The following is a 12,115-nucleotide window of genomic DNA, read 5'->3' as shown; positions in this document are numbered from 1 at the left end:
ATATTTATTTATACAGACATGATGTCTGACACTCTTATTAATTCTTTATCTATTTTTGATTGTCCTTTGATTGCTTGCTCTAATGGAGTTAGCGTAATTTGATCGTTAAGCAAACCTACCATATAATTGGATTTTCCATCTAACAAAGTTTCAACTGCTTTTACTCCCATTCTACTTGCTAAAACTCTGTCAAAACATGAAGGACTTCCTCCTCTTTGTAAATGTCCTAAAACGGAAACACGAACGTCGTATTCTGGCATGTTTTTTTCAACGTAGTCTTTCAACTCAAAAACATTTTTTCCAGATTTATCTCCTTCAGCCACAATAACAATACTAGATGCTTTTCCTGATTGTTTACTTCTATTTAAAGACTCTAGCAAACGCTCTAAACCTAAGTTTTCTTCGGGAATTAAAATTTCTTCAGCACCTGCACCAACGCCAGCATTTAAGGCAATATGACCTGCATCTCTACCCATTACTTCTATAAAAAACAAACGGTCATGAGAACTTGCAGTATCTCTAATTTTATCTATTGCATCAACAACTGTGTTTAAAGCAGTATCATATCCTAAAGTATGAGAAGTACCTGCAATGTCATTATCAATAGTACCTGGAATTCCGATTACAGGAAAGCCAAATTCTTTGTTAAAAACAATAGCACCAGTAAAAGTTCCGTCTCCACCAATGGTAACCAAAGCATCAATATTGGCAGCTTTCAAATTATTGTAGGCTTTTTGTCTTCCTTCTTTGGTCATGAACTCTTTTGACCTTGCAGATTTCAAAAAAGTTCCCCCTTTGTTGATGATTCCTTTTACGCTTCGTGCATTTAAATCGATAAAATCACCAGAAATCATACCTTGATATCCGTGATAAATTCCGATACATTCAATTTCGTGATACGAACACGTTCTTACTACAGCTCTTATAGCGGCGTTCATCCCTGGGGAATCTCCTCCAGATGTCATGACGCCAATTTTTTTTATTTTCTCCATAATATAATAGTGTAAAATTAAGGCTTTTTAATGACTTCAACTAAAAAAACTACGAAAACGTTATAGAGCAAAATCCCTTTGTTTACAAGAGAAAATCATTTTAAATTGCGTTAAATATTGGATTTAATTAGTTGATTTCATTTGCTTTATTAGTCTCCAGAATTGTTTTCTTTTTCGGCTTCTTTTTTAACAGTTTCAGTCTTACTGGGTTCTTTTTTAAGTTTTATTTTTCTTCGAATTCTGGTTAATAATTCCGAAAAGTTGTTAAAGTTTACTTGATATGTCAAACCAATTCCTTGAGTATATCCGATTTCTTCAGTGGTGTATTGAATTTCATTTTGTCTATTAAAAATAACTCCTCTAAAATTGCCTTCTTTATTGAGTAAAAATTCCACTTTTACCTCACCAATAACACTTGCTTGTGTTTGTGAACCAACAGGAACTCCGAGTTCACCATTGATAATTACTCTATCACTTAATTGGGTGCTAAAAGAAACATCCACTTGATCATTAATGATTAAGTTATTGATATTGTTATTTCCTTGTTGATAATCAAAACCAAGCTGAAATTTACTATCTGGACTATTTAAGAGACTCGAAAAGGCTGCTGCAATTGCACTTGAGGCAGTTCCTGTGATGCTATTATTGATATCAAAAGAAACACGATCTGGGTTTCTAAATGTTCCGAAAGCGAGTAAAGAGATGAATTGCGTTGTTTTTTCGTTGATGTTATTATCGTTTAAAATAAACTCTAACTCATTGGCAATTGTAGGATCAACATTGGTAAGTTTGATATCTAACTCTTGTTTAGAACTAAACAAACCTCCTGAAATTCGGGTTACCAAATCAATATTTTCTTTTCTAGTTGAGTTGTAATTTTCTAATAAAACTCCCGGATTTGCTTTGGCTTTATAAATTGCAGTAACATCTAAATTGGCTTCATACGGATTTCCATTCCAAGAGACTGTCCCGCCTTTTTGAATTATAAAAGGTTTGTTGATAATGCCTCCATATTTAAAATCATACACTCCACTATCAATTGTAAAATCGCCAAACATATTGAACATTCCACGTGTATTGATGCGAATTTGTAAATCTCCAGAACCTCTTCCTGTTAATTTACTACCATAAACTTCATCAATAACCACTTGTGCTTCAGCATCTTTTGTAACTTCAATATCTATATTTAAAGTCAACCCTTTAATGGCTTCTTCTGCGGCCTCTCTTTGTCTTTGTTCAATTTTTAAAGCATCAGATTTAAAGTGAATCAATCCAAAACTATCAACCGTTTCTATATCTTTCAAAGGCACAACAAAAACAGTTTTGGGGTTTGTTTTGCCATTAATTTCAATAGATAATTGATCTGTTAAACCCGAAATTGTGGCTGAGCCATCCATAAATGCTGTTCCGTAAAAAAGCGCATCTTCTGTGTTTTCTGTATCTAAAACCAATAAGTTTTTAGTATCGATTTTTAAATCTAAAAACCATTGTTCAAAATTTCTATGAGAAATATTTCCACTTAAAATTCCTCGTGTTTTGTGTTTGGTATCAAAAATTTTTAAATCTTCTAAAATAAAAGATTGTTCTAATAGAGAAATGGTTGATTCGCCTTCAAAATCATAATCAACATTTAAATATGGAAATTTTAAACCCGCATTTTTAAGTCGTAAATACCCTTCCATTTCTGGATTTCCAAGAAAACCAATCAAGGTAAAATTACCTGAAACGTTACCTCTTAACGAAGAAATTACATCTTGGCCCAAAGGACTAAATGCTTCTAAAGTATAATCTTCTAAAAAAACTTCTAAGTCAATGAGTGGTTTTTTATCAGAAAAATCAATGCTACCAATTGCTGCAATACTTCGTGCTTTTTCGTTATTGATAGACATATCAACACTATACTTTTGGTACGAATTATCACCTTTGATATTGATTGCCAATTCACCTTGTTTGAACTTATTAATTTCAAAATCTTTGATTACCAAAATGGCTTCAGGATTATATACATTGTCTTTTTTTATAAAATCTAAATGTCCTGTTACTTTTCCTTTGAGGGATAAACTATCGATTTTGGGTAAAAAACTCTCTAGATTGACTTTATTGAAATCTGCCAAAAGAAATATCTCATTAGACCCTCTTAAACTTCCTGTAAATTCAATTTTTTGCTCTCCTGAAACAATTTTAAATTGACTAAATGAAAATTCATCATTCTTTAAATCGAACGTAATTTTATCTGAATTTTTTTCATCAGGATTTATTTTCCAAGCAGTATTTTTAAACACAAAAGTAGATTCTTCAAAACCGAGCACTGATTTTTTCTCTTTATTGATGGTGTAATAGAAATCTAGGTTAAAATCTTCGTTATTATTGGCTCCTCCTTTAAACTCTGATTTGAAAAACAGGGTATCATTTTCTGTTCTATTCAATAAATTTAACTTTGAAACATTGTAATATTTTGTGTTTACTTCGGAGGCTGTTAAATGCGAATTATACAACGGATTTTGATTGTCTGTTCGCAACAAAACATCTTTCAATTCGTTGCCATAAGCATCAATTTTAGGAGATGAAATAGTAAGTTTTAATTGATTTTTATTAGACTGTATTTTGCCTTTTATTTTTGTGTTATTATCAATAGAAACTTCTGGAAAAAAGACGGAAACTATTTGATTGTAAATGGTGAAATTAAAATCTAAATATTGATTTGGAGCTACTTTATAAGGTTCGTAATTGTTATAAATGCTACCAAGTGCGTTTTGAGAAACTTGTACAATTTCATCAAAAGAAAATTTTCCGGTTAAATAACCATCAGCAATATCTTCAGATTTTACTTCAATCGTTTTGATTGAATCTTTAATAGATGATGTAAATTTAAATTCTTTAAAGCTAAATTCTTGTTTTTCGTTTGTGTAAAAAATGTCTTTAAAAGTGGCATTTCCAACAATATCATCAAAGGTATTTCCTTCAACATCAATTTCGATAGTTCCTTTTAATTTTGATATGGAATCTCTCGAAAAAAGATTGGTGTTTTTTAAATTCAAGTAAGTTATCTCTGATTTAAAATCAAATCTGTTGACTTTTGCTGACAAATCAGCCAAACCATTGAATTTCATTTTAAAATTGGCATCATCAATGGCTAAAACTCCATCAAACTTATTGTTTTGATATTGTCCGTTTGCGGTAATATTTTTGTAGTTATAATCATTATAAACCATTTGAGAAATTGCTCCGTTGAATTTTGTATTGATATTGTCCAATCGAAATCCACTTCCTTTTACAGTTCCTTTTAAAGAAACTTTTCCAAACGTTGGATCATTAAATATGGCACCTATTCTAAAACTTTCAAGTGAAACATTTCCGCTATAAGTAGCAAAATCGATGTTATCAACATTACCAATTTCTAAATCAGCAATTGCTTTTCCAATGCTTGAATTTAAAGTTACGTCTGCAATTACTTGAGTAGGTGTTGCAAAAACATTACCTTGAATATTGAATTGACCTAATTTATCAAATGAAGAAGGCAAAGTTTTTCCTAACAAATTGGGCAAAATACTTTTCAATTCTTTTTGAGTTGCTATCAAATTTTTAAAATCTCCCTGAAAAACAAACCCATTTTCAGTATTTACGGCATTTACAAAACTCAAATCTCCTTCAATTTTGATACCTCCATTTGTGGTCAATTTGAACTTTTCTAAGCCAAAGTTATTCAATGTTCCGTTTAAATTTCCACGAAAATCAATATTGTGCTCACCAGACAATTCCCCATAAAATTTTTGTAAATCTTTAATTGCCAAACTACTTTCAGAAAACTTGGCTTTGATATTCACTTTGTTATTAAAATCAACTAAATCTTCGCGTTTATAACTGAGTTTAATATCGCCATTGATTGATGAAAATTGAGTTTGCAGAGTGGTATTTTTAAAGTTCATCCCTGATAAGGTATACTTAAAATCAGTGGATAAGTTTGTTACCTGTAAATTATAAGAGTCTGTGAAGTACAAACCTCTGATTTTAGTAGAAAAATCAGGTCCTACAACCGAAAAATCTTGCAAATTTCCACCTGCTTTGAAAATTTGATAACTAATAGAATCTATATTATTAGCATCAACAACTCTAAAATTTAGGTTATTGATGTAAATATTTGAGGATTTTAAAATAAAAGGCGGAGTTAAAGAATCTCTGGGTTTACCATCATCAAAAAGTTCAATAAAAATACTCAAATTATCATTGGTTTCGCCTTTATACGTTTTCAAATGAAAGTCAACACCATCCAAAGAAATGTTTTTTAAATTGACTTGATTGTCTAAAATTCGTTTAAAATTGACTAAGGAAGTTCTTAATTTTGAGACATAAATCAAGGTATCTTGATGGTGATCTTTTATTTTTACGCCTTTTAAATTAACGGATCCAATAAAAGAGAAATCGACTTTTTCTATGACAATATTCGTTTTGAAGTCCTCATTAATTATCTTGGTAAAATACGTTCCGATTTTCGTTTGAACGAAAGGAATAGAAAATATAATGCTCACAAAAAGCAAAAAGAGGACTAAATACCCCAGCCATTTTCCTAATTTTTGGAACAATTTTTTGATAGTCGATAGATTTTAAGTGTTCGTAACAATAACAAGATTGAATCAAATATATTGCCACTTTCAACAAATTTCGTACAAATGTAGCAAACAATAAAATTCTGTAATTAAAAATTATATGCTTCCTTAAAAATATACTTAATTTTGTAGCGCATTTTTTTAAAAAATATGGAAAAATCCATTTACATATTGGGTATTGAATCTTCTTGTGATGACACGAGTGCTGCAGTAATTTGCAATGGAAAAGTTTTAAGTAATGTTATTGCCAATCAAGAAGTGCATGCGCAATATGGAGGAGTTGTTCCTGAATTGGCTTCAAGAGCGCATCAACAAAATATTGTTCCTGTTGTGCAACAAGCTTTACATCAAGCAAATATTACCAAAAATGATTTGTCAGCAATTGCCTTCACAAAAGGTCCTGGATTAATGGGTTCATTATTGGTTGGAACTTCGTTTGCAAAATCACTAGCTTTAGGATTGCAAATTCCGTTGATTGATGTCAATCACATGCAAGCGCATATTTTAGCGCATTTTATTGACAACGAAACTCCAAAACCTCCCTTTCCATTTATTTGTTTGACAATTAGTGGTGGACACACACAAATTGTAAAAATAACGGACTATTTTTCAATGGAAATTTTAGGGGAAACTATTGATGATGCTGTTGGAGAAGCTTTTGACAAATCAGCTAAAATTTTAGGATTGCCTTATCCTGGAGGACCTTTGATTGACAAATATGCACAATTAGGAAATCCGAAAGCGTTTCCATTTTCAAAACCTCAAGTTGCCGATTTGAATTTTAGTTTCAGCGGATTAAAAACAGCCATTTTATATTTTTTACAAAAAGAACAGCAAAAAAATCAGAATTTTATTTCAGAAAATTTGAATGATATTTGTGCATCAATTCAATTTACAATTATAGAAATTTTGATGGACAAACTTAAAAAAGCAGTTAAACAAACAGGAATCAAACACATTGCAATTGCAGGTGGCGTTTCAGCCAATTCTGAAATCAGAAAAAGTTTGCAAAATGCTGAAAAACATTTGGGCTGGAAAACCTACATTCCAAAATTTGAATATACTACAGATAATGCTGCAATGATTGCCATCACTGGATATTTAAAATTTTTGAACAACAATTATGCTGATATTTCAACTGCTGTAAAAGCGCGATTAAAAGTCACTGAATAACGTATGAAAAACTTTACAAAAAGTATTATTTTCTTACTTTCGTACACCTTCTTTTGGATTGGATATTTTGTATTTGCACGTATATTTTTCTTGATTTATTATCTAGAAAAATCTAAAGAAATCGGATTTTTAGAGAGTCTTAAAACCTTCTTTTATGGTTTTCAACTCGATCTTTCATTTGCGTCTTATTTGAGCATTATTCCTTTTTTACTCATTGCTTTTTCAAAAATAATTGCGACTAAAAAAATCATTCCGATCATCAATTTCTTTACGTATTTCTGCATCATTTTTATCAGTTTACTACTTTTTATTGATGCAGGTTTGTATCAGGCTTGGGGAATTCGTTTAGATACTTCTTTGCTACCCTATTTAAATACGCCTGAATTGATGATTTCATCCGCATCAAAATCACAATTAATTTCAGGAGTAATTGGTTGGATTGCAGTGTCAGTTTCTTTTAGTTTACTTTATAAATTCATTGTCATTCCAAAATTAGCAACAATCATTTATAAAAGTTGGAGAGAATTTCCTGCGTTTTTATTGATTTTTGGAGCATTAGTAATCCCAATTCGTGGAGGATTTCAAACAATTCCTGTAAATCAAAGCAATGTGTATTTTTCTGAAAATATGTTTGCAAATCATGCTTCGTTAAATTTTACTTGGAATTTTTTCAATACCATTGCTCACAAAACGGATGGAAAAAATCCGTATGTAGCTTTTCCAACTGTAATTGCAAATACCATCATTGAAAACTCAAGAAAACCTTTATTAAAGGCTCCAAAAACGGATATTTTAACTACGTCAAAACCCAATATTATTTTGATTCTTTGGGAAAGTTTATCGGCAAAAGTGGTTGGTTCATTGGGTGGTGAACTTGATGTAACTCCGAATTTAGATTGCCTTTCTGAAGAAGGAATGTTATTCACGAATTTTTATTCAAATGGAGATAGAACAGACAAAGGAATTCCTGCGATTTTAAGTGGCTATTATCCACAACCTGTTGAGCGAATTATGCGAATGCCAAACAAAACAAGAAGCTTGACAATGTTACCCAAAAAGATGTATGAATTGGGTTATGAAACTTCCTATTATTATGGAGGTGATTTGAATTTTGGCAATATGAATACCTATTTGAGAAATGCTGGAATTTCAAAAATTGTTGATGGAAATGATTTTGACGAAGAAGATTGGAATTCAAAATGGGGTGCTCATGATGATGTTTTTATGCAACGTTTTTCAGATGATTTATCAACTGAACAAAAGGAACCCTTTTTTAAAATCGCATTGACTTTATCAAGCCACGAACCATACGAAATTAAAGGGGAATATAAATTTGGAAAAGACACTGAAGATAATTTATACAGAAGTGCACATCATTATACAGACAGTATTATAGGGAAATTTGTGGATTTTGCAAAAACGCAAACTTGGTATAAAAATACCTTGATTGTCATTATGGCTGATCATGGTCATACCTCACCAGCTCATGAAGGTCCTTATTTTTCGCCAAAAAAATTCCATATTCCAATGCTTTGGTTGGGTGGTGCTATAAAAAAGCCAGGCACAAAAATAGATGCTGTTTCTAGTCAAGTTGATTTTTCTTACACCTTATTACAATTGTTGAATGGAGATGTAACTGGATTTGATTTTGGTAAAAATATGTTTCAAGTTCATAATGGACAATATGCACATTACACTTTTAATAAAGGATTTGGAACATTGACAAAAGAGGGCGTTTTTGTATTTGACTTCGTGAGTAACATCCCAATTTTATCTGAAGGAAAAAACGCAAAAAAATTAGATTCTTTAGGTAAAGCCATCACACAAATGTCTTATCAAGATTTTTTAGACAGAAAATAAGTCCAACAATTTCTTGTTGGACTTATTGATAATTTGATATTTCAACTAAGTTTTATAAGACTTTAATAGTACAACCAATTGCTCTAGTTTCGGTTTTTTCTATCTTTTTTCCAGCCAATAAAGCATCTACAGCATTTTCAACATATTTTTCAGTAACTGCATCCGGATTTTTTGAACTATTGTCAATGGCGCCAATATATTCTACTTTCATTCCTTTTTTATTTACAATAAAAACATGTGGCGTTTTGGATGCTCCAAACTTTGGATACACTTTTTGTCCTTCATCAAACAAATATGGAAAAGAAAAAGATTTCTCTTTAGCACGTACAATCATATCTTCAAAACCATCTCCTTTTGAAGCTTTTGGATCATTTGGATTGATCGCAATTACAGGAAATCCTTTTGATTTGTACTTGGCATCCAACGCATTGATTCTGTCTTCATTTGCTACAGAATACGGACACATATTGCAGGTAAAAATGATGATAAAACCTTTGGCTTTTTTGTAATCTGACAAAGAAACCATTTTGCCATCTACATTTTTAAGTGAAAAATCTTCAATGGTATCTCCTACTTTGTACCCGTTTTCAGTACTTTTTGTAAATGCAGTTGCTATTAAAAAAACAACAAAGCACAATACTATTTTTTGGAATGTTTTCATAAATTATGGATTTAAAAATTGAATTAGTTCGTTTTCAAGTATTTGATAATCAAAAGTTTGTTCGTAAAATTTTCGTTTATTTTTATGGTAAATTAATGTTGCAGGTATTGCTCCACTCCAAGTTTTATCAATGGCTTGAATCCAAATATCTTCATTGACATCATCTAGTAAAACAACTTCTGACTGAATTTTATTTTCATTGATAAACGGAATCAACTTCTTTTCAACTTGTTTTGGGAAATCTAAACTAACCAATAAAACTTTTACCTTTTTATCTGAATAAGCAGCTCCTAGTTTTTCGAAATAGGGCAATTCTTTTACACAAGGAGCACACCAAGTTGCCCAGAAATTAACCACATAAATAGTATCATTCTGTTTTTCTAACAAAGGTTTTAACTGATTATAATTTACTGATTTAATTTCAGTTACAGGAAATTTTTCTTTTGCAACAGCTTTTGGTTTCTCTTTATAACAAGAAACAAACACAGTTACAAAAAGGATGATTAAAAATAGTTTTTCTTTCATTTTATAAAAGTAGTTTTTTTTAAAATACGTAAAAAATAATTAACTGATTCTTAACGAAATTGAATCGAAAATAGAAATTTAAAACCTCTAAAAAAATCAATAAATACCACTCAAAATAAGTAATAAAATTAGTAGAAATTCATATTTGTTTGATAATTTTGCAAAATATATAAACAAATGAAATCAACTTCAAAAGCGATTGTTATTGGCTCAGGAATTGCAGGAATTGCTACTTCTATAAGATTGGCTGTAAAAGGCTATCAAGTATTGGTTCTGGAAAAAAATAACTATCCTGGAGGAAAGCTTTCTGAAATTACTCTCGGAAATTATAGATTTGATGCAGGTCCATCATTGTTTACCATGCCACATTTTGTGGAAGAATTGTTTGCGTTAGCTTCAAAAAAAACAAACGATTTTTTTGAATATGATGCTCATGATACATGTTGTCATTATTTTTGGGAAGATGGCACTTTTTTAAAAGCACATAGCAATCATCAAGAGATAGAAAATGAAGTTGAAAATGTGTTTCCTACAAACGGAAAATTGTTTACAAAGAAACTGAAAAAAGCAGCATTTATAAACGAACAAGTGGGTGACTTGTTTTTAAAAAATAGTTTACATGATGTTCGTAATTTCCTAAATTTCAAAACATTAAAGGCACTTAGTAATAGTTGGAAATTAGATTTGCAAACGACCTATCATGCTTCAAATAAAAAGGATTTAAAAAATTCAAAACTTGTGCAACTTTTCGATCGTTTTGCAACTTACAATGGTTCAAATCCATATAAAACTCCAGGAATTATGAGTATTATTCCACATTTTGAACACAATGTGGGTACTTTTTTCCCAAAAAAAGGCATGGTTAGTATTACCAATAGTTTAGTACAATTGGCTGAATCTTTAGGAGTACAATTTCAATACAACACAATTGTTGAAGAAATTTTAGTTGAAAATGAGGCTGTTATCGGAGTAAAAACTGCAAATAAAATCGAAAATTCAGCAATTGTTGTTAGCAATATGGATGTTTATTTTACCTATCAAAAATTGTTGCCTAATCAAAAAGCTCCTAAAAAAATTCTTTGTCAAGAACGTTCGAGCTCTGCCATTATTTTTTATTGGGGAATCAAAAGTGAGTTTCCAAATTTAGATTTGCATAACATCTTTTTTTCGAAAGATTACAAAACCGAATTTGAAACCATTTTTGATAAAAAAACCATTTTTGATGACCCAACTGTATATGTGCATATTTCATCAAAATGCTTATCCAATGATGCTCCAAAAGGTGCTGAAAACTGGTTTGTAATGATCAATGCTCCTAGTAATTCAGGACAAAATTGGGATGAACTCATTGCAAAAGCTAGAAAAGTAATTATTCAAAAAATCAATAAAATTTTACAAATTGATATTGAAAAATTGATTGAAGAAGAAAGTATTTTAGACCCAAGAAGTATCGAAATGAAAACAGCATCCTATCAAGGTTCGTTATATGGTACAAGTAGCAACTCAAAATTTGCTGCATTTTTACGTCATCCAAATTTTAAAAAAGGATTGAAAAATTTATATTTTGTTGGAGGAAGTGTACATCCTGGAGGTGGAATTCCTTTGTGTTTGTTGAGTGCAAAAATTGCCGATCAGTATATTCCAACGGTTTCAAAATCATGAAATTAAAAACTGCAATTATCATTTTAGGCTTGTTTCATCTTTCTGGAGCTATCGCAATTCTGGCAACTCCTTTTAGAGATTTATTTTTGTCTTTAACGCCTTTAAACTTATTAATTAGCGCAAGTTTGTTGTTTATTTTTCATACAAAACTTACTAAAATTCAGATAATCAGTTTTGCGCTTATTGCCATTCTTGGATATTTTGTTGAGGTTGTAGGAGTAAATACTGGAAAAATATTTGGAGTGTATGCTTATGGTCCTGTTTTGGGATGGAAACTTTTTGAAACTCCCTTAATGATTGGAATTAATTGGATTATGTTAGCTTACAGCATCACATACAGTTGGTCAAATTTTATTGAAAATAAATGGCTTTTGGCAATTTTGAGTGCGGTAAGTTTGGTTTTATTAGATGCAATTATAGAACCTGTTGCCGTTATTTATAATTTTTGGAGATGGGAAAATGATATCATACCAACTCAAAATTTTGTTGCATGGGGCATTGTTTCATTGCTGTTTTGTTTGATTTTAGCAAATTTTAAAAAGCAATCAACCAACAAACTTGCGCCTTATTTATTCATAACACAAATCCTATTTTTCAGTGTTTTGTTGCTATTTTCTTGAAAGAAAATCAATAATCAC

8 protein-coding genes are annotated in these 12,115 nt (G+C 30.7%); 4 read left to right on the top strand and 4 right to left on the bottom strand.

The features are described 5' to 3' along the window. Positions 1–8: 8 nt before the first annotated feature. Entirely contained in the window at positions 9–995 is a 987-nt protein-coding gene (gene pfkA, locus WHA43_RS01250; RefSeq protein WP_105045362.1) for a 6-phosphofructokinase, read from the bottom strand. A gap of 146 nt (positions 996–1,141) precedes the next feature. After that, a complete protein-coding gene (locus WHA43_RS01245; RefSeq protein WP_105045361.1) occupies positions 1,142–5,572 on the bottom strand; it encodes a translocation/assembly module TamB domain-containing protein in 4,431 nt (1,476 codons plus the stop codon). Positions 5,573–5,746: 174 nt separating this feature from the next. On the opposite strand from WHA43_RS01245, the gene tsaD reads away from it, so the two are divergent. Together tsaD and WHA43_RS01235 are read left to right on the top strand one after the other, a co-directional pair. Then, entirely contained in the window at positions 5,747–6,769 is a 1,023-nt protein-coding gene (gene tsaD / locus WHA43_RS01240) for a tRNA (adenosine(37)-N6)-threonylcarbamoyltransferase complex transferase subunit TsaD (RefSeq protein ID WP_105045360.1), read from the top strand. Between the two features lie 3 nt (positions 6,770–6,772). Next, the gene (locus WHA43_RS01235) at positions 6,773–8,629 is read left to right on the top strand and encodes an LTA synthase family protein (protein ID WP_105045359.1); all 1,857 of its coding nucleotides are present in this window, start codon (positions 6,773–6,775) and stop codon (positions 8,627–8,629) included. A gap of 52 nt (positions 8,630–8,681) precedes the next feature. On the opposite strand, the gene WHA43_RS01230 is transcribed toward WHA43_RS01235, so the two are convergent. Then, the gene (locus WHA43_RS01230) at positions 8,682–9,290 is read right to left on the bottom strand and encodes a thioredoxin family protein (protein WP_105045358.1); all 609 of its coding nucleotides are present in this window, start codon (positions 9,288–9,290) and stop codon (positions 8,682–8,684) included. A 3-nt stretch (positions 9,291–9,293) separates the two neighbouring features. Further along, positions 9,294–9,815 (bottom strand): TlpA family protein disulfide reductase, encoded by a 522-nt coding sequence (locus tag WHA43_RS01225; protein ID WP_105045357.1) that lies wholly within the window; start codon positions 9,813–9,815, stop codon positions 9,294–9,296. Positions 9,816–9,992: 177 nt separating this feature from the next. On the opposite strand from WHA43_RS01225, the gene crtD reads away from it, so the two are divergent. Both crtD and WHA43_RS01215 read left to right on the top strand, forming a co-directional pair. After that, positions 9,993–11,477, top strand: a complete 1,485-nt coding sequence (gene crtD, locus WHA43_RS01220) for a 1-hydroxycarotenoid 3,4-desaturase CrtD (protein ID WP_105045356.1) — start codon at positions 9,993–9,995, stop codon at positions 11,475–11,477. Continuing rightward, positions 11,474–12,097 (top strand): carotenoid biosynthesis protein, encoded by a 624-nt coding sequence (locus WHA43_RS01215; RefSeq protein WP_105045355.1) that lies wholly within the window; start codon positions 11,474–11,476, stop codon positions 12,095–12,097. Before crtD ends, WHA43_RS01215 begins: the two co-directional genes overlap by 4 nt. Positions 12,098–12,115 lie beyond the last annotated feature (18 nt).

Origin of the sequence: Polaribacter gangjinensis (assembly GCF_038024125.1) — a bacterium.
In the GTDB taxonomy this organism is placed as follows: Bacteria; Bacteroidota; Bacteroidia; order Flavobacteriales; family Flavobacteriaceae; genus Polaribacter; species Polaribacter gangjinensis.
This window is presented reverse-complemented; position numbering and strand designations above follow the sequence as displayed.